The sequence below is a fragment of the Streptomyces sp. 17_S59 genome (genome assembly GCF_056930295.1).
Genome location: NZ_JBXOWD010000001.1, coordinates 726,722 through 744,442, shown reverse-complemented (window position 1 = coordinate 744,442; position 17,721 = coordinate 726,722). Strand labels below are relative to the sequence as shown.

13 protein-coding genes and 2 pseudogenes are annotated in these 17,721 nt (G+C 69.2%); 5 read left to right on the top strand and 10 right to left on the bottom strand.

Annotation, left to right across the window (positions count from 1 at the left end; genetic code table 11):
• Positions 1-6: 6 nt before the first annotated feature.
• From AC1Z4A_RS03005 to AC1Z4A_RS02995, 3 genes are all read right to left on the bottom strand, one after another.
• Positions 7-1,158: a hypothetical protein gene (locus AC1Z4A_RS03005; RefSeq protein WP_483676259.1), complete on the bottom strand. Its 1,152-nt coding sequence runs from the start codon at positions 1,156-1,158 to the stop codon at positions 7-9.
• A 127-nt stretch (positions 1,159-1,285) separates the two neighbouring features.
• Positions 1,286-2,701, bottom strand: coding sequence for a cytochrome P450 (locus AC1Z4A_RS03000; RefSeq protein ID WP_483676258.1), 1,416 nt, complete (start codon positions 2,699-2,701; stop codon positions 1,286-1,288).
• A gap of 127 nt (positions 2,702-2,828) precedes the next feature.
• Positions 2,829-3,509, bottom strand: a complete 681-nt coding sequence (locus tag AC1Z4A_RS02995) for a polyprenyl synthetase family protein (RefSeq protein ID WP_483676257.1) — start codon at positions 3,507-3,509, stop codon at positions 2,829-2,831.
• Between the two features lie 387 nt (positions 3,510-3,896).
• Here AC1Z4A_RS02995 and AC1Z4A_RS02990 point away from each other — a divergent pair.
• Positions 3,897-4,109, top strand: a pseudogene (locus AC1Z4A_RS02990) (helix-turn-helix domain-containing protein); the annotation flags it as partial.
• Positions 4,110-4,191: 82 nt separating this feature from the next.
• Here the strand turns inward: AC1Z4A_RS02990 and lnt are convergent.
• The gene (lnt, locus tag AC1Z4A_RS02985) at positions 4,192-5,748 is read right to left on the bottom strand and encodes an apolipoprotein N-acyltransferase (RefSeq protein WP_483676256.1); all 1,557 of its coding nucleotides are present in this window, start codon (positions 5,746-5,748) and stop codon (positions 4,192-4,194) included.
• A gap of 530 nt (positions 5,749-6,278) precedes the next feature.
• Here lnt and AC1Z4A_RS02980 point away from each other — a divergent pair.
• The gene (locus tag AC1Z4A_RS02980; RefSeq protein ID WP_483676255.1) at positions 6,279-7,187 is read left to right on the top strand and encodes an SAM-dependent methyltransferase; all 909 of its coding nucleotides are present in this window, start codon (positions 6,279-6,281) and stop codon (positions 7,185-7,187) included.
• A 1-nt stretch (position 7,188) separates the two neighbouring features.
• Positions 7,189-8,007, top strand: a pseudogene (locus tag AC1Z4A_RS02975) (terpene synthase family protein); the annotation flags it as partial.
• A gap of 266 nt (positions 8,008-8,273) precedes the next feature.
• Here AC1Z4A_RS02975 and AC1Z4A_RS02970 read toward each other — a convergent pair.
• Genes AC1Z4A_RS02970 through AC1Z4A_RS02950 form a run of 5 tightly spaced genes read right to left on the bottom strand, consistent with a single transcriptional unit; the run spans position 8,274 to position 12,605 of the window.
• Positions 8,274-9,749 (bottom strand): cytochrome P450, encoded by a 1,476-nt coding sequence (locus tag AC1Z4A_RS02970; protein WP_483676254.1) that lies wholly within the window; start codon positions 9,747-9,749, stop codon positions 8,274-8,276.
• Positions 9,746-10,369, bottom strand: a complete 624-nt coding sequence (locus AC1Z4A_RS02965) for a GTP-binding protein (RefSeq protein ID WP_483676253.1) — start codon at positions 10,367-10,369, stop codon at positions 9,746-9,748. The genes AC1Z4A_RS02970 and AC1Z4A_RS02965 overlap by 4 nt, the downstream gene beginning before the upstream one ends.
• On the bottom strand, positions 10,350-10,709 hold the full coding sequence (locus tag AC1Z4A_RS02960) for a DUF742 domain-containing protein (protein WP_483676252.1): 360 nt from the start codon (positions 10,707-10,709) through the stop codon (positions 10,350-10,352). Before AC1Z4A_RS02960 ends, AC1Z4A_RS02965 begins: the two co-directional genes overlap by 20 nt.
• Positions 10,706-11,092, bottom strand: coding sequence for a roadblock/LC7 domain-containing protein (locus AC1Z4A_RS02955; RefSeq protein WP_483683486.1), 387 nt, complete (start codon positions 11,090-11,092; stop codon positions 10,706-10,708). Before AC1Z4A_RS02955 ends, AC1Z4A_RS02960 begins: the two co-directional genes overlap by 4 nt.
• A 25-nt stretch (positions 11,093-11,117) precedes the next feature.
• On the bottom strand, positions 11,118-12,605 hold the full coding sequence (locus AC1Z4A_RS02950; protein WP_483676251.1) for an ATP-binding protein: 1,488 nt from the start codon (positions 12,603-12,605) through the stop codon (positions 11,118-11,120).
• Positions 12,606-13,012: 407 nt separating this feature from the next.
• On the opposite strand from AC1Z4A_RS02950, the gene AC1Z4A_RS02945 reads away from it, so the two are divergent.
• The gene (locus tag AC1Z4A_RS02945) at positions 13,013-15,694 is read left to right on the top strand and encodes an ATP-binding protein (RefSeq protein ID WP_483676250.1); all 2,682 of its coding nucleotides are present in this window, start codon (positions 13,013-13,015) and stop codon (positions 15,692-15,694) included.
• A 45-nt stretch (positions 15,695-15,739) separates the two neighbouring features.
• On the opposite strand, the gene ku is transcribed toward AC1Z4A_RS02945, so the two are convergent.
• Positions 15,740-16,753, bottom strand: coding sequence for a non-homologous end joining protein Ku (ku, locus tag AC1Z4A_RS02940; RefSeq protein ID WP_483676249.1), 1,014 nt, complete (start codon positions 16,751-16,753; stop codon positions 15,740-15,742).
• Positions 16,754-16,797: 44 nt separating this feature from the next.
• Between ku and ligD the strand changes: the two genes are divergently transcribed.
• Positions 16,798-17,706, top strand: coding sequence for a non-homologous end-joining DNA ligase (gene ligD, locus AC1Z4A_RS02935; protein ID WP_483676248.1), 909 nt, complete (start codon positions 16,798-16,800; stop codon positions 17,704-17,706).
• The last annotated feature ends 15 nt before the right edge of the window (positions 17,707-17,721 follow it).

Here is a 17,721-nt window from a genome sequence, read left to right as displayed (position 1 = left end):
CTTCGATCAGGTAGCGAGGGCGGTGTCACGGAGGCCGGATCGGGTTGGTGATGCGCTGAGGATCTGCGTGGCGCGGGTCGGGAAGGTGTACAGGTAGTCGCGCCATCGGTTGCGGCACGCCTCGCACAGTTCCACACCGCCGAACTTTCCGGCCGCCTCGGCGCCGTAGGAGTCCCGGCGGCGGCAGTCGGGGCACTTGCCGTGCTCGGGGCGGTTGAGCATCTGCGCCATGCCGGGGAACAGGACGCGGTCGGCCTGTTCCATGATGGCTGAGTATCGTTCCTTACTGGAGGGTGTGGCAGTGCCCGCGTCGATGCGGTACCAGAGTTTGGCGTTCTGCCGTGCCTGGGTCACGACATCGGCGGTCTCCGGTTTGCCGACCATGAGGCCATCTTCCACGAACCGGTACCGGTGCATCATCTGGTGAATCGGGCCTCCGACGAACCGGGTGAAGTTGACGGCGCAGCGCCCGGCCGTGGTGCGGGACCAGCGGGTGTCCAGGTCCCACAGGGCCTGGCGGTAGGAGCGGTAGGCGTTCTCGCGCAGCTCGGCGCCGGCGTAGGCGTAGGTGTTGTGGATTTCACCTTCGGCCCGGTGTTTGTGGAAGGCGACAGCATCGTAGAGGACTTCGCCGATCTCGGTGACCAGGCGATTCTCATCCTCGGTGAGCCAGGCGCCGTCGTCATTGCAGGCGATGGCGGCGGCGACGTAGAAACGGAACATGCCGTCGCAGTCCCGCAGCCGGAACCAGTCCTGGGGTGAGTGGGCCAGCGCGTCGACGTAGCGGCGCATGAGTTCGGAGTCGCGGCGCCCGGTCGATTTCTCCGTCATCATCAGCAGCGAGGCCCGGTATTCACGCGCCATGGGCTCGCGCATCAGGCTGTCGCCGAAGAGAGTGTCGAGAAGGTCGTCGACGTCGTAGCCCAAGATCGATTCGTGGGACAGCACGTCCACCAGGCCGCCGAATACCTCGGCGACGATCGCGACGCCGCCGAGCCTGGCCAGAGCGATGTAGCGGTCCCAGTTGGTGAACTCCGGTACCACGCACCGGTTGTACTCCCAGGTGTGTGCTAGCACCTCGGCCCGGCGCTCGGGCGGCAGAGCGGACGACTGAAGATCGTCCTTAAGATCATCGGGGTAGGACCAGCTCTGCTTCACCGTGACGACACCTGCCTTTCACTCGATCGCGGTCTGCAGACTGATTGGGTAGCTCCGCTGTTCGACAGGCACTACTGCGGTGCCTGCGGGTTGGGCGGCCCCGGGACCAGCGGCCGCCATTGCGGGTTCAGGCGGACAAAGGCGGCTGGGGGCTGGCTGCGTGGTGCTGCCGTTCGGTCGACTCCAGCAGCAATCGACGCGGATGCAGGATCGTCGTCAACCGGGCCGGGCCCGGGTCGGAGCCGGGGGCAGGGCGCAGTCGCCAGCGGCTGACGATGGTGGCCAGAGCGAGTGTCCCCTCGGCTTGGGCAAATGCGTCGCCAATGCACTTGCGTGGGCCGCTGCCGAAGGCAAGGTAGGCGCCACGGGGAACTATGGAGGCTCGTTCCGGCAGCCAGCGGTCGGGGTCGAAGACCTCCGGATACTCGTAGACGCCCGGGTCGCGATGCACACAGCCAGGGCTGATGACGACGTTGGTACCTGCAGGCAGTGTGCGTCCGGCCAGCTCGACGTCTGTGGTGACGACCCGGGTGAAGAGCCACGCGGGCGGATACAGGCGCATGGCCTCGGTCAGGACCCGACCGGTGAACGGTAGGCTCTCAAGGTCGGCCCAGCGGGCGGAGCGGCCGCCGAGTGCGGCGTCGACCTCGGCGTGGAGCCGCTGCTCGATCTTCGGGTAGCGGGTGAGCAGGTGCAGGGTCCAGGCGAGGGTGGCACCGAGGCTCTCGGAGCCGGCCACCATCATGGAGATGACGTTGTCTCGGATCTCCCGGTCGTTCAGACTCCCCGCACCCTTGCTGCTGTCGTCACTTCTGGCGGCGAGCATCATGGACAGCAGATCGCCGTGGTCTCCCTTCCCGAGCGACGCATCCGCCCGGTAGTCGGCGATGATACGGTCGACGGTCGAGAAGAGGAACCGAAGGCACCGGTCGTACTCGCGATTACCGCGTGTGGGGATGCGGTGCAGCGCCGATGGGGTGAGGACCCTTGGCATGATCTTGCCGAGGACTGTTTCGAACGAGCACTGGATCCGCTCGGCGGTCTCCTCCTCTAGGTGCGCGGCGAACAGAGTACGTACGACGACCCTTAGCGTGAAGTCGTACATGGTCCGATAGACGTCGAGTACCTGGCCCTCCCGCCATCCTCCGACCAGGCGGGCGATCTCCTCCTCGAACACCGCTCCGTAACGCTCCAGTTGGGCGGGACGAAAGGCGGGCTGGAGCAGCCTGCGCTGGCGCGTTCGGTGCTCGTCGTGCGGGCAGGTTGCAAGTCCGTTGCCGATCAGATCGCGGAGTCTGTCGAAGAGCGGGCCGCCCTTGTCATACGTACGACCGTCCCTGAGTACCTGGAAGGCCAGCTCGGGGTGGCATACCACGTAGGCCCGTTGCGGCCCGAGGCGGATTTCGACCAGATCGCCATGACTGCTGAGGGATTTGAGGAAATCCAGCGGCCGTAGAAAAAGCTGCCAGCCGTGGCCGATGACTGGCAGTGGTGACGGCGCTTTTCCTGTGGTGAATGCGAAGGGGGTGGCGGCTATGGTCATAGACGCTCCTTGAGTCATGCGAACCGGGCTGCGCGCTGGCATACCCCGACGTGTAGTGCCCCACTCGCCGGTAGATCAGGATCGACTGGACGATATCGGTGCAGGGAGAAAAAGTGGCGACATCCCCTCACCAGAAGCCCGGAAGCGGCCCAGACTTGCCAGTGGGGAACCGTATGGCCACCGACAGCCCAGACCGTGAGGATCGGGCGGACGTCCGATCCTCGGCAGCTGTTTTCCTAGGGCGGCCGGGGCCACGGGGCGAACGCTGCATGATTCTCATGAATGCCCCAGATGCGATGGTTCTGCGAGAGCCCCGGGCGAGGGGGGCGTCAATGTTGCCGGTCGACGCTCCGGTGGCCAGCAAGCCGAGACACTGGCCGTACACCACCTCGAGCACCATCGCGGCGCTGATACCGCTTCGAGCGGCGGTGTGCCGGCCATCTGGATGGCTGGCGGCGAGGGCACGTTGCACGGTGGGGTGTCCGCAGCGGGTAGCGGAGTTACTCATGATGGCATCGTGGATAAGGCAGAACTCGTGGAATATTTCCAGCGAAGCCGCCACGCACAGCACCGGGGAGCTATCGTCGTTGCGCTGTGCCGCGTGCCACCCAGTCACACACGGCGCGGGCCGCAGGCGTTTGCCCCCGGCGAGCAGGAAGTGGCGCAGGACCTCGGTAAGCTCAGTCGACATATATGCACCGGCGATAGCGTTGGCCTTGGCCCTGAGGAATTCACCGAGAATCACGTCGACTTGATTGGTTGCCTTGCCCAGAGCGACCGACTCACAGATCAATGGCTGAACCGTCATGTACAGGCCCTCTCTGGGATGGCCCGGGACTTCTGTCTCCGCCCACAGGGGACAGACAGATGCCCAGTCAGGCTCAGGCCGACAGTTGACGGGCCGCCGTCCGGCAGCGCCGGAGGAGGTCGCTTCTGAAAGACGTTCCCTTGCCAGAGCCAGATCATTCAACGATCACGGATTCCTCACTGTGGATCTCACGGAGCCGCATGGAGGGCTTCTCTGCTGCGGACAGGCGTATGGTCAGTACGGCCAGGACGTGCCCGGGCGGCGTGGGTGCTCCGGCTGGCGGCCAGGGCCGGGCGATGGCCGACCATCAGTCGCGCAGTGCGCAGCCAGGGCCCGTGAGTCCAAGCTCAGACACCAGGGGGGCAGATAACCCTTCAGTTGCTTGTGGGCGCTGGCGCGAAGCACCGGCTGGTGTTCGTCGACCGGCTCCTGGCCACGCTGGTCCATCTCCGTCACGGGGCCACTCGCGACGTGCTGGCCTGCTGGTTCGGTGTGGACCGCTCCACCATCACCCGGGTCATCGGCGAGGTGCGGCCGCTGCTCGCGGAGCGAGGGTGCACCGTCAGTCCGGGTGTGCGTCTGCGGACCCTGGCGGAGGTCGTCGACCTAAGTTCAAGAAGAACGCCTCAGAGGCAGCCCGGAAGGGGCTGCCTCCATCAGCGCCGATCGCTCGTGCTCGCGGTCATGCACTGCTCTTGCCTGTGACACGTCGCCGACGCAGCGACCGTGCTGCAGGTCGGCCACCTACGAGAATGCCGTAGACGGCGAGAACGGTGAGTGCCACGTACACCGTCCAGTCCCCGGCCCGGACATAAGGGCTGACCCCCCGCGCCAGCGGCACGTCATAGACCGCGGCCGCACTGTGGTCCGTGCCCAGCCACGTCCCGACGGTGCGGCCGCGAGCGTCCGCTACTGCGCTCACGCCCGTCAGCGTGGCGTGGATGACCGGACGCCAGGTCTCCGCCGCCCGCAGCGCTGCCAGCGAGGCGTGCTGGCTCGGTGCCCAGCTCTCCTGGAAGGTGGACGTCGCCGACTGGGCGGTGATCAGCTGGGCACCGTCCTTCACCAGGCTGCGGCTCATGTCGGGGAACGCGGACTCGAAGCACACCAGCGGGCCCACCCGCAGCCCACCGTCACCGACCGGCAGCCGCATCACCACCTGGCCGGCCCCGCGCCTGCGGTCCTCCTGGGCCGCCTTGCCCACGGACGTGGCCCAGCCCAGCAGTGAGCGGGCCGGGATGTACTCGCCGAACGGCACCAGTCGCATCTTGTCGTAGCGGTCGCCCGTGGGTCCCTGCGGCCCGATCAGGACCGAACTCTTGAAGATGCCGGGGCGGTCCGAGCGCCTCGCGTCCACGTTCACCAGGAGGTCCGCTCCGACCATGCGGGACAGTGCGGCCAGCCGGTCCCGCAGGTCCGGGCGGCTCCCCAGGTCCTGGCCGACGCTGCTCTCGCCCCAGATCACCAGAGCCGGCCGCTGCCCGGCCAGCCCACGGGTCAGCTCCTCCTCGCGGTCGAAGCGCCGCTGCGCGCTGCCCTGTCCGTCGATCACTCCCGGCTGGACGATTGCCACCCGCACCGATCCCGCGGATTCCGGGACGGGAGCCCACATCCATACACCGGCAACCGCCGCAGCACAGGCGAGCACACCCGTCAGAGCGGCCATGCGGGCGCGCGGCGCCGAAATCAGCGCCGTCGCTCCGACATTGACAGCGACCAGCAGGAAGCCGACCAGCCACACTCCGCCCACCGACGCCACCCGCAGCGCCGGAGCCTCCTGCCACTGGCTCGCCCCCAGCAGTCCCCAGGGGCCGCCCAAGTACTCCCAGGATCGTACGAGTTCGGCCAAGAGCCACCCGGACGGCAGCACGAGCATCGCCGCCGCCACCCGCCCCGGGCCCGGTGAGCCGCCGAGCAGCCGGTACGTCAGGAGTCCCCACGGCACCCACAACAACCCCAGCAGCGCAGCCAGTACGAGGATGAAGACGTGCAGGCTCGGCAGCAGCCAGTGGTGCACCGCCAGCAGGAAACCGGCCCCGCCCAGCCACCCGCCGGTGGCCGCACCCCGCGCGGTCTTGGCCGAACGGAGAAGCAGCAGCCAGGGCACGAGCCCCACCCAGGCCAGCCACCACAGGGAGGGCTCCGGGAAGGCCAGTGCAGGTAGTGCGCCTGCGAGGACCGCGCCGGTGCTGCGCGCCCAGGGGGAAGTGAGGAGTCGCCGCTCCGCCCACGTTGCCATCCGCGCCTCCTCCATCCGGACCGGTCACCAGTGTGCGGCAGTGGGGCAGGCGGGCGCAGGAGGCGACTCCCGTGGTCCGCTCCGCCCCTTCCGCGGGGGCGCGAATGACATATGCCTGGCGCTCCCGGCGATCACCCGTACACCACGCTTATGGGCGCTATCCGGCCATCTGCCGCACGGCTGGATATTGGCCAGTTGAGAGGCCAAAACCCCGACAGCGGCGCGCAATTTTCAGTCTTTCTGGTCATCGAGCAAGGCAAAAACGACTCGTTTTGATCTAAAGTAAACGGAAACGATCCTGGTCGCGAGCGTCAGAAAGGCCCGCGTCGGCCCGTGACGTGGGTTATCGCCGATTCGGCCTGGGCAGGCACCGGGCAAATCTGGACAGGAACGCTGGTCGTTGTTCGCTGGGGGGCGACGTGACGCGCATGCGTGATCCAATGGCCGTGCCGGCCTGGGGGACCGGCCCTCGCCATGCCCGGCCCTCCTGTCCGTCCATCCACCGACAGCCGATGTCTCGGAGGGATCCCATGGACAACCTTGTTGCTGGTGTGGTCGCTGCTCCTGATGCGACCTGTGACAAGTCCCAGGTGCCTTCGTACTACTCCCGCAAGACCGTCGACATCCTGCATAAGTACGGCCCCGGCCCCCGAGTCCACTTCCACGTCGGGATGTTCGACCCCGGCGCCACTCCCAACACCACGGTCTCCCAGCAGATGCTCCGGCGGCGCCTCCACCAGTCGCAGGAAGCCGTCCTCGACCACGCGGCCCGCATCTGGGGAGTAGCGGACGACCCACCCGCCCAGCTCTTCGACATCGGCTGCGGTCTGGGCGGCGGATCCATCTACTGGGCCCAGCAGTACGGCTGCTCCGTCACCGCGATGACGGTGACCGCCAAGCACGTCCCCGTGATGGCCGACCTCGTCCGCCAGGCGGGGGTCGAGGACATGGTCACCCCGGTCCTCGGCGACATCCACGACCTGTGCGAGGAACAGACCTACGACGCGGCCGTCGCGATCGAGAGTTCCGGCTACATGGACCGCGAGCGGCTCTTCAGTGTGGTGGCCAAGGCCCTCAAGCCGGGGGGCTGGTTCGGCCTCCAGGAACACTTCCTCTGCCGGCCCGAGTGGACCTCGTTCATCGACGGCTACTACAAGACCCAACTGGGCACCCTGCGCGAGTACATCGCGGCGGCGAACGCGGTCGGCTTCACGCTGGAGCAGGACGAGGACATCACCGACCGGGTGGCGGAGTTCTGGGTGCAGTCCATGGCCTGGACCACGGCCGAGCTGGACCGCGTGCAGCGCCAGGGCGCAGAGTCGCCGATCTCCGCCGAGCGGCTGCTGGAATCGGCCCTCACCCACAGCAAGCTCTTCCGTGTCTGGCGCGACCACGCGGTCGAGACCCGCCTCCTGCTTTTCCGCCTCGAAGGGAAGTGACATGACCGAGACCGCGGTCCGCGCCCCGGCCATCGGCTGGCGTCTGCCGCCCTTCTACTGCCCCGTCGAATCCGCGGTACACCCGCGCGTCGCCGAGCTGGAACGGCGCGCGATCTCCTGGCTCGACGCGACCGGCATCTTCCACGACGAGACCGAGCGGGCCTGGAGCATCGCCACCCACAGCGCCGATTTCAGCTGCCGCATGATCCCGTACGGGGACGACGAGCCGCTGCTCCTGTTCATCGAGTGGAACCACTGGGCCTTCGCCCTCGACGACCTCTGGCACGACACCGGTTCCGCGGACATCCGCACCGCCCGCATCGTCGACCTCAATGCCCGGATCTCCCGCAGCCTCGAGGCGCCGGGGTCGGGCATGCTCGGTACCACGGCCTTCGACACCGCGCTGGAGGACCTTGCGGACCGCACCCGGGCCATGGCCACCCCCACCCAGCTCCGCCGTGTGGCCGAGGGGTTGCGGGACTGGCTGTTCGGCGCCGCCTGGCAGGTCAGCAATGTCGAGCGGGGCATCATGCCCACCCTGTCCGACTACGTCGCCGTGCGCCCGTCCATCAACGGCACCCGCTTCTCCCTCTCGTGGAGCGAGATCGCCAATGGCATCGAGGTGCCGGGACACGAGCTGTACTCCGCCCCCGTCCAGGCGCTCACCGAGGCCGCGGGCTTCGTCGTGAGCTGCGACAACGACCTGTTCTCCTACGCCAAGGAGGACAGTCAGGAGACCACCGACCAGAACATCGTCAACATCCTCCTCCACCACGACGGCAGTTCCCCCGGGCAGGCGCTGAGCGACGCACTGGCCATAAGGGACCGGGCCATGACGCTCTTCCTGGCGCTCCGTGACCAGATCGCGCGGGACGCCGGTTCCGATCTCCGGCGCTACGTGCAAGCCCTGGGCCACTACATCTCCGGCTGCATCCGGTGGATGAACGATGCACCGCGCTACGCAAGCCCCCGGAACCGTTACGACCTTCCGGTACCGGGGGCCACGTACGGCATAACCTGGCGGGACACGCCCAGCGACCCGGATACGGAGCCGCTGCCCATCGCGTCCACGGTCTGGTGGTGGGATCAGCTCGACACCTTGTCCCGCCGCCCGCGCAGCCGCCGCGTCAGGGATTTCCACCACGATGTCCGGGTGCCGGAACCTCGGACGGGGGATGCCGACGTGACCTCCGGTTGGTCGGCCCCTGCGGGCTGATCGGCTCCGGCGTCCTGTGACGACTCCGTCGGTACGGTCGGTACGGTCAACACGGGCTCCGTGATGACCTTCGGCTCTTGTGATGTGAATTTCACGGGAAGTGCCACGAGATGACGTCCCATCATCGAGGCGACCCAGGACAGTTCGTCCTCGGGTACGGCCAGCCGGATGTCCGGCAGTCGGTTCATCAGCGCCTCGATACCGGTGTCCGCGATGGCCCGGCCGATGTCCTGGCCGGGGCACTCGTGCGGGCCCCCGCTGAACGCGAGGTGTGAACGGTTGCCGTGGACCGGCGCGGTGGGGTCGGGCCGGATCGCTGTGTCCACGTTGGCTGCCGCGAGCCCGAGCACGAGCGCGTCTCCGGCTTTGATCTGCTGGCCGGCCAGCTCTGTGTCCTGCGTTGCCCAGCGACCCAGAATGGTGGTGAAGGGAGGCTCGTCCCACAGGACCTGCTCGACGGCGTCGGGCAGCGTCATGTGGCCGCCGGCCAGGTTGGCGCGACAGCGCGGGTCGGTCAGCAGCATCCGCACCGTGTTCGCGATCAGATTGGCCGTGGTCTCGTACGCGGCGATGAGCACCAGGCGCAGATGCTGCTGGACCTCGTCGTCATTCAGCTTGCAGGGGTGTTCCAGCAGCCAGGTGGTGAAGTCGGGGCCCGGGTCGGCGTGCTTGCGCATGACCAGCCTCTGCAGGGTCTCCTGCACGTAGGCGTTGCTGGCGACTGCGGTCTCCGTGCCCTTGATCATGTCGCGGGCGGCCTTGACCAACTTGGGCCCGTATTCCTCCGGCATGCCGAGCAGCTGCGTCATCACCAGCATGGGCAGGTGCTCGGCAAACTCGTGCACCAGCTCGGCACTGCCCTTGAGGCAGAAGTTGTTGACCAGTAGATCGGCGAAGCGCGTGATGTGGCGCCGGACTCCTCGGCGGTCGAAGCGCCCGAGGGAGTCGTTGATGGCCGAACGCCAGCGCTCGTGCACCTGGCCCTCGACAAAGGCGCAGATCGGCTGCCAGGTGGCGATCGGTGCCAGGGGGTGATCCATGGGGATCTTCCCCTCGCGCTGGGCGTGCCACTTCCGCGAGTCACGCGAGAAGCGCGACGGTGTCCGGGCGACATCCAGGTTCTCCCGGTACCCGAGAACCAGCCATGCCGGTAGGTCGCCCTGCAGCAGCACGGGGGCCACGGCGCCGTGCCGGTCGCGCAACTGCTCGTACAGCCCCATGGGATCGGCCTCCGCCGCCGGTCCGAACAGCCTGGCGAGGCCCCCCGGCCCGTAGGCGTCGACGGGGCATTTCGAGGGCGCAGCGGTCGCGGAGTCGGCGCTGCGGTGCTCGTCTGGTGGGGTCACTGTGGCTCCGAGGTTTCGTTCGTGAGGAAGTACAGATAACGCATGAGCGTCATCAGCGCGTCGCGACAGGAGATGCGGTCCCGGGCGTCGCACATGAACAAGGGGACGGAATCGGGCAGGTCCATCGCCGCCCGCAGCTCCTCCACGGGGTGGACCGGAGAGCCCGGGAAGGTGTTGACGGCGACGACGAACGGCACCCCTCGCTCCTCCAGGAGGCCGATCACGTCGTAACTCACCTCCAGGCGACGGGTGTCGAGGAGGACCACCGCGCCGAGGGCGCCCTCGAAGAGGCCGTCCCACAGGAACCAGAAGCGCTCCTGGCCCGGCGTGCCGAACAGGTACAGCACCAGTTGCTCGTTGATGCTGATCCGCCCGAAGTCCATCGCGACGGTGGTCTCGATCTTGTGCTCGATGCCGGCGAGGTCGTCCACCCCGACACCGGCCTGAGTCATGGTCTCCTCGGTGGTCAGCGGCCTGATCTCGCTGACCGCGCCCACCAAGGTGGTCTTGCCGACTCCGAATCCACCCACGATCACCACCTTGACGGCGGCTGCCGTCGAGGACGGAAGGATGTCCTCCCTCCTGGGGCCGGCGTATGACTCAGAGGTTTTGTAGTCCATGCATCACCGCCTCCAGGAGCTGGATGTTGGGCAGCGTGGCGACCGGTACGGGGGGTCTGGCTTCCACCTGGTCTTCCTTGAGCAGGTCGGTGACCAGAACGGTCACGGTGCTGACGGGTAACGTGAGATATGCCGATATCTCAGCGATGGAGAGCGGATAGTCACACATCTGCACGATGGCGGCATGCTCGGGCTGGAGCCCGGGGTCGGAGGCCGACCGGGCGACGACCAGTGTCACCAGGTCGAGCCTGACCTGTATTCCCGACTGGCTGCGTCCGCTGGTGACGATATAGAGCCGGTCCGGATTGCCGGGGTCCCACGCTTTTCCGGCTTGGCTCATGCCACCGGCCCGGTGACACGCGGCGGACTGGTCAGGTGCTCGCCGATGCGGGCCACCAGATCTCGCATCCGCTGCCCCATGAGTCCGGCGTCCACGTCGTCGTCGGCCAGCACGGCCAGGTACGCGCCCGCTCCGGCGGCCATCAGATAGAAGAAGCCGCCGTCGACCTCGATCACCACCAGGCGCATCTTTCCGTCGCCGTGCGGGAATTCGGCGGCGATCGCCGTGGACAGGCTCTGCAGTCCGGCACAGGCGGCGGCCAGGCGATCGGCGGCGTCGGTGTCCGAGCCGTGCTGAGCCATGCGCAGGCCGTCCGAGGACAGCACGATCACGTGGCGCGTCTGAGGGACGCTGGATGCCAGGTCCTTGAGCATCCAGTCCATGTTGAACCGCGGCTGCGTCACTTGGCTACTCTTCCTTGTCTGACGAGTCATCACTGTTCGTGCGCCCGGGGCCGGTCGGCCGCGCCTCGCCGTTGACGGCGTCCGTGAAGGCGGCCAGCCACATGCCGGGCTGCGGGGGCGGGTCGGTCTGCGACGGACGGCGGGCACCGCCGGCCGGTGCCGCCGCCGTGGCCGGCTGCGCTCCCCGGGCGATCAGGCCCGGTGCGCGCCGCCGACGCTGCGGCAGGCCGCCCGAGCCGGCCGCCGCGGACGGCGGGTCGAACGGGAGGTCCGGCAGCGGCCGTCCCGGCTTCTTCCTGATCTTGGGAGGCGGCAGGGTGGCGGCGCGGGCGATCTCTCCGCCCGGAGTGGCGCTCGCCGTGACCAGGTTGTCCGGCACGATCAGGACGGCGCGCACGCCTCCGTACGCCGACGGCCGCAGGGAGACGCGGAACGCGTACGTCTTGCAGAGCCGGCTGACGACGGCCAGGCCGAGCCGCGGGGTCTCGCCCAGGTCGTTGAGGTCGAGGCCGCGGTCGGCGACGTCCAGCACCGCCTCCGTGCGGCGCCGGGCCTCGTCGGTGAGGCCCACGCCGGCGTCCTCGATCTCCACCGCCACGCCCGACTGGACCTCCACGGCGGTCAGATGGACCCGGGTCTGCGGGGGCGAGTAGCGAGTGGCGTTGTCCAGCAGCTCGGCCAGCGCGTGGATCAGGGGCTCCACACCCGGGCCGACCACCGCGACGTCCGCCACCGAGTGCAGGTCCACGCGGCGGTAGTCCATGATCCGGGACATCGCGCCGCGCAGGACGTTGTACAGGGGCACCGGGTTCTTCCACTGGCGGCCGGGACGGGAGCCGCCCAGCACGGCGATGCTGTCGGCCAGGCGGCCGATCAGCGCGGTCTCGTGGTCCAGGTGGAGCAAGTCGCCGAAGACGTCGGGGCTGTTGCCGTGCCGGTCCTCCATATCGCGGAGGTCGGTGGCCTGCTGGTGCACGATCGCCTGAACACGCCGGGCGATGTTGACGAATGCGCGGTGCGCGGACTCGCGCAGTCCCTCCTCGGCCTGCACCGCCTCCACCACCGAGCGGAGGACCGCCCGGTGGGCGGCGGCGAACGCCGGATCGAGCACGGACGGGGGCACGACCTCGCGGAGCACCTCTTCGGTCGTCGCGCCGTGCTGGAGGAGCTTCACGGCGGCAGGGAGGAGTTCGCGGGCCAGCCGCTGCGTTTCGGTCTCCTGCTGGGCCAGCCGCCGGTGGAGGGCGGCCTCCCGCTCGCCGTGCTGGCGGCGCAGCAGGTCGATGACGCGTCCCCGGCGCACGGCTTCCGAGGAAGTGAGGGCCACCGCCAGGCTGGCGACCGCCCCGACCCAGATCGTGGGGGTGCGCACCTCGTCGCGTACGAGGAAGGCGGCGGTGGCTGTACAGAGCGCCAGCACAACAGGAGGTACCAGCCATATGAGAGAGGAGGCGGGCCGCCTGCCTCGGGGTGACGATCCAGTACCAGCCATCGAGATCCTCGTGCTCTTGGGAAATGACGTGCGAGCGACAGGGGGAATGAATGGGGCGGCCGTGCCGTGAATAGCGCAGTACACCCTTCTCCGGCTGCGGCAGCCCTGGTTGGCGGCAGCAGCGTGTATGCGGTCGCCCTGCCCCGCTGCGCGACATGGAGCGTAGCCTGTCGCGCGGTGCGACGAAGTGAAGTTGTCATATTCGCGGAACGGGCTGACAGGCGAATTCGAATGGGTCCACAATGACCCCGCACCTCAATTACCGAATAAAGCTTTGATCGGGAGCGTGCGCGTTCGAGTCGGTCGGCCGGTCACGCTCCCGGGTGGTTCCGCCGCCGGAACCCTGTCCCCGACCCCCGCCTACGGGTCTAGGCTCGCCTCACCACACTCATACGGGAGACACTGTTATGACAGGGCAGCAGCGTGAACGGCGCCCGTACGGAGCCCTGTTCGAGCGCGAGCAGGAGATAGCGGCAGCCGAGCGGGCCGTGGAAGGTCTGTGCGGACGCGTGGCCGAGGGCGATGCGGAGCCCGGCCGGTTGCTGGTGTACAGCGGCGACGCCGGCACGGGCAAGACGGCGCTGCTGGGCGAGCTGCGAAGGCTCGCCGAGCGCGCCGGCTGCACCGTCTACCAGGCGCGGGGCATCGAGTCCGCGGACACCGTGCCCTTCCGGATCGTCCGTCAGCTGCTCCAGCCCGTCCTGGCGGCCATGTCGCAGGAGAAGCGCAAGGCGATGCTCGGCGACTGGTACGACATCGCGGGTCCGGCCCTCGGTATCGCACCGCCCGTCGGTCCCCAGGCGGACCCGCAGGGCGTGCGGGACGGAATCGACTGGCTGGTCACCCAGTTGACGGTGAGCGGGGCGCCGCTGGTGCTGATCGTCGACGACACCCACTGGGCCGACGCCGAGTCGCTGACGTGGCTCGCCTCGTTCGCCTCACGGGTGGACGAGCTGCCGATGCTCGTGGCGGTCGCCTACCGCACCGACGAACTCCCCGACCACGCCCCGGCGTTCCTCGATCTGCTGACGGGCCACGGCCACCGCCCGGTGGTCCTGCACCCGTTCACGCCCAATGCGGTGGCCGGGCTGGTGCGCGCCGCCATGCCGGGCGCCGACGACCCGTTCTGCCGCGAGGTGTGGGCCGTCACCGGGGGCAACCCCTACGAGACGATCGAGCTGATCTTCAAGGCGAAGGACCGGGGCCTCAAGCCTGCCGAGGAGTCGGCGCCCCTGCTGCGCGAGCTGGGTGCGGCCTCCCACGGCAGCGGCCTCGTCACCAGGCTGGAGCGGCTGGGCACGGCCACTACCCGGTTCGCCTGGGCGGCTTCCGTCCTGGGGACCGAGATCTCGTCCCGCCGCGCCGCCATGCTCGCGGGCATGGGGCCGACGGAGGGCGCCGAGTGCGCGGACCGGCTGCGGGAGGCCCGCATCCTCACCGGCACCGACAAGCTGGAGTTCGCCCACCCCCTGATCGCCACCGCCGTCTACAAGGCCGTGCCGCCCGCCACGCGCACCGCGATGCACGGACTCGCGGCATGGGCGATCACCAATGCCGGCCTCGGTGCCGCCGCCGCGTCCCGGCACCTGCTGGAGGTCCACCCCGACGACGACCAGGAGCTGGTGGAGCAGCTGCGGCAGGCCGCCCGCGAACACCTCGCCGTCGGCGCGCCCGAGGCTGCCACCCGGTGTCTGGAACGGGCGCTGGCCGAGCCGCCGAGTCAGGACGACCGCGCGTCCGTTCTCTACGAGCTGGGCTGCTCGGCGCTGCTGACCTCGCCGCCCACCACCATCAACCACCTGCGCACGGCGCTCGCGCTGCCGGGGCTGCCGAAGGAGCTGCGCGTCGACGCGACGTACCGGCTCTCGCAGGCGTATGCCCACAACAGCCAGCTCGAGGAGGCAGCCCGGGTGGTGGAGGAGCCGGCCCGCACCACGCCGGACGGTTCCGGCCGCATGCGCCTCCAGGCCGCCCACTACCTCTGGAGGGGTATCCAGCACGAGGAGGAAGGCGCCCACGAGCGCTCGCGCCGTCTCGCGGAGCTGGCCGACCGGCTGGAGGGCCGGGACAATGCCGAGCGGGCCATGCTCGCCCTGCGCGCCTTCGACGCCATGGTCCGCGGCGAGGACGCCCTGCTGGTCACCGAGCTGAACGACCGTGTCCTGCTGGACGGGTGCCTCGCCCCGGGCCTGGGCTGGACCAATACCGAGTGGGGCTTCGAGATCCCCAGCGTCGTCGGCATCACCTATGCCTACACCGACCGGCTGGACGAGGCCGAGCAACTCTTCGACGAGGCCATAAGGTCCTTCGAGATCTCCGGCTGGCGCGGTGCCCACCTGGCGTTCGCTCATGAGTTCCTCGGCATGGTGCACATCCGGCGCGGCCGACTGGACGCCGCGGAGAGCTTCCTGCGGGAGGGGCTGCGGCTGGCGGACCGGCTCGGGCCCGGGCTGCCCATCCAGTGGGACGGCACGTGCATGCTCATCGAGGCGCTGCTGGCCCGGGGCAGGACGGACGAGGCCCGGGCCGTGGCGGAGAAGTACTCCTTCGGGCCGCCCTATCCCCAGGCGATGGTCATGCCGGACGCGCCCTCCGTCGCGGGCAGGCTCCTGCTCGCACTCGGCCGCAGGAAGGAAGCCATCGCCGAACTGGAGGCGGCGGGGCGGCGGATGACCGACCGCGGCCGCAACAACCCCCTGTGGGCTCCCTGGGCCCTCGAGCTGGCCACCGCCCTCGCCCCCGAGGAGCCCGAGCGCGCCCGTGACCTCGCCGCCCAGGCCGTCAAGCACGCGGCCCGCTTCGGCACCGACACGGCCATGGGCGTGGCACTGCGGCGAACGGCCCACCTGGCCGACGAAGAAGCCGAGGCCCTCACCAAACTGGCCAGTGCCGTCGAGTACCTCCGCAAGTCCCCCTGCCGCTACGAGTACGCCGTGGCGCTGGTCGACCACGGCGCAGCGTTGCGCCGGGCCGCCCGGTTCGGTGAGGCGCTCGGGCAGTTGAGGGACGGGCTGGCCTTGGCCGAGGAATGCGGGGCGGACGGGCTCGCAGCCACCGCCCGGAAGGAGATCGCCGCCGTGGACGGCTGAGGCCGGCCGGGGGCCGGGTGTCTTCGGGCCGTCGTGCGGGGCTGGTCAGCCCGCACGGCGGCTCGATTTCTTCGCCGTGGTCTTCTTGGCGGCGGCCGTGGACTTCGACGCCGTGCTCCCGCCGGTTGCCGTGCGCTTTTTCGCGGTCGAGGCGGTCGAGGCGGTCGATTTCCGTGTCGCCGTCGTGCAGGTTTTCGACGGTGTGGTTTTTTGTGCGGTCGTTTTTCGTGCGGTTTTCTTTGCGGTGGCCGAATCTGCGCGCGCGGCGGCCTTTTTGGGCTCGCCCTTCTTGCCTGCCGTGTCGATGGACGCCTGGAGGGCTGCCATCAGGTCGATGACGTTGTCGGGTGCGGCAGCGGTCTTCTTCCGGGGGGCCGGCCTGTGTTCGAGGTGGGCGCTGATGAGTTCGCCCAGGGCCACCTCGTACTCGTCCTCCAGCTCGTCGAGGTCGAACTCCTCCGAGAGCGTGTCCATCAGGCTCGTGGCCATCTTCAGTTCCTGCGGCCGCACGGTGACCGAGGCGGGCGGGGCGAGGTCGGAGCTGTCGCGGATCTCGTCCGGCCAGTACATGGTGTGGAGGGTCAGCAGGTCCTCGTGGACCCGCAGCAGTGCGAGCGACTCCCGGGTCCGCAGCGCGATCTTGGTGACGGCGACCCGGTCGGTCTGCTTCAGGGTCTCGCGCAGCAGGACGTACGGCTTGTTCGCGGCGGTGCTCTCCGGGGCCAGGTAGTAGGCGGCGGACAGCTGGAGGGGGTCGATGCGGTCGGCGTCGACGAAGGCCAGCACGTCGATGAGCTTCTTGCTCGGCAGGGGCAGCCCGGCCAGGTCGTTCGTGGTGAGGACCGCGGTGTGGCCCTCGTCGTCCTCGAAGCCCTTGGCGACGTGCTCGTAGTCGATCTCCTTGTCGCACGCGTCGCAGACCCGTTTGAGGTGGATCCTGCCGCCGTCCTCGTCGTGGACCTGGTGGAGCCTGGTGCCGTGCTCCTGGACGGCGGAGTAGAGGCGTACGGGCACGGACACCAGACCGAAGCCGATCGCGCCCTTCCACATGGACCGCATAGTTTTATCCCTCCGCGGGGAATTTCTACCTTATGCCCGCTTCTATGGACCGGCATGACCGGAAGGACCGGCAGCTGGTGGAGGTCGAGGGCCGCCGGCTGTCCCTGTCCCATCTCGACCGGGTGCTCTTCCCCGCGACCGGCTACACCAAGGCGCAGGTCCTGCAGTACTACGCCCGGATCGCCCCGGTGATGGTGCCGCACGTCGACGGGCGCCCGGCCTCCTTCGTCCGGGCCCCCGAGGGGCCCGGGGGCGAGAGCTGGATCGCCAAGAACCCGCCCCCCGGGGCGCCCGGCTGGGTGCCGGTGGTGCCCGTGGAGCACCGCGAGGGCATCACCGAACAGATCGTGATCGACTCCACCCCCGCGCTGGTCGCGATGGCCAACCTCGGCGCGTACGAGGTGCACGTCCCGCAGTGGAAGGCGGCCGCCGGCCCCGACCGGCACGACCGGCTCGTCCTCGACCTGGACCCCGGTCCCGGCACCGACCTGGTCGTCTGCTGCCGCGTCGCCCAGCGGCTGCGGCAGCTGCTGGACGAGGACGGGCTCACCGCCCACGCCGTGGTCTCCGGGGCCAAGGGGCTCCACCTCTACGCACCCGTCCACCCCGCCTCGGGGCGGGCCGTCAGCGGCTACGCCAAGGAGCTGGCCACCCGCATGATGGGGGAGCACCCGGGGCTGGTGGTCGTCTCCATGGCGCGCGTCGAGCGCCGGGGCAAGGTCCTCATCGACTGGTCGCAGAACGCCAGTGCAAAGACCACCGCGGCCCCCTACACCCTGCGCCTCAGCGAACGGCCCGCGGTCGCCGCCCCCGTCACCTGGGACGAGGTCGCCGCCTGCCGCGAGCCCGGCGAGCTGGCGTTCGACCCGGAACGGACCCTGGAGCACGTGGCCGCGTACGGGGACCTGCTCGCGCCCCTCACCGCCGACGCCACCCGGGGGCGGCTCCCGTGACGGGCCGGAGGCTTC

Excerpts from the sequence above, each read along its gene's own strand:
- AC1Z4A_RS03000 (WP_483676258.1), bottom strand. The coding sequence starts at position 2,701 with ATGACCATAGCCGCCACCCCCTTCGCATTCACCACAGGAAAAGCGCCG.
- AC1Z4A_RS02995 (WP_483676257.1), bottom strand. The coding sequence starts at position 3,509 with ATGACGGTTCAGCCATTGATCTGTGAGTCGGTCGCTCTGGGCAAGGCA.
- lnt (WP_483676256.1), bottom strand. The coding sequence starts at position 5,748 with ATGGCAACGTGGGCGGAGCGGCGACTCCTCACTTCCCCCTGGGCGCGC.
- AC1Z4A_RS02980 (WP_483676255.1), top strand. The coding sequence starts at position 6,279 with ATGGACAACCTTGTTGCTGGTGTGGTCGCTGCTCCTGATGCGACCTGT.
- AC1Z4A_RS02965 (WP_483676253.1), bottom strand. The coding sequence starts at position 10,369 with ATGGACTACAAAACCTCTGAGTCATACGCCGGCCCCAGGAGGGAGGAC.
- AC1Z4A_RS02960 (WP_483676252.1), bottom strand. The coding sequence starts at position 10,709 with ATGAGCCAAGCCGGAAAAGCGTGGGACCCCGGCAATCCGGACCGGCTC.
- AC1Z4A_RS02955 (WP_483683486.1), bottom strand. The coding sequence starts at position 11,092 with ATGGACTGGATGCTCAAGGACCTGGCATCCAGCGTCCCTCAGACGCGC.
- AC1Z4A_RS02950 (WP_483676251.1), bottom strand. The coding sequence starts at position 12,605 with ATGGCTGGTACTGGATCGTCACCCCGAGGCAGGCGGCCCGCCTCCTCT.
- AC1Z4A_RS02945 (WP_483676250.1), top strand. The coding sequence starts at position 13,013 with ATGACAGGGCAGCAGCGTGAACGGCGCCCGTACGGAGCCCTGTTCGAG.
- ku (WP_483676249.1), bottom strand. The coding sequence starts at position 16,753 with ATGCGGTCCATGTGGAAGGGCGCGATCGGCTTCGGTCTGGTGTCCGTG.
- ligD (WP_483676248.1), top strand. The coding sequence starts at position 16,798 with ATGGACCGGCATGACCGGAAGGACCGGCAGCTGGTGGAGGTCGAGGGC.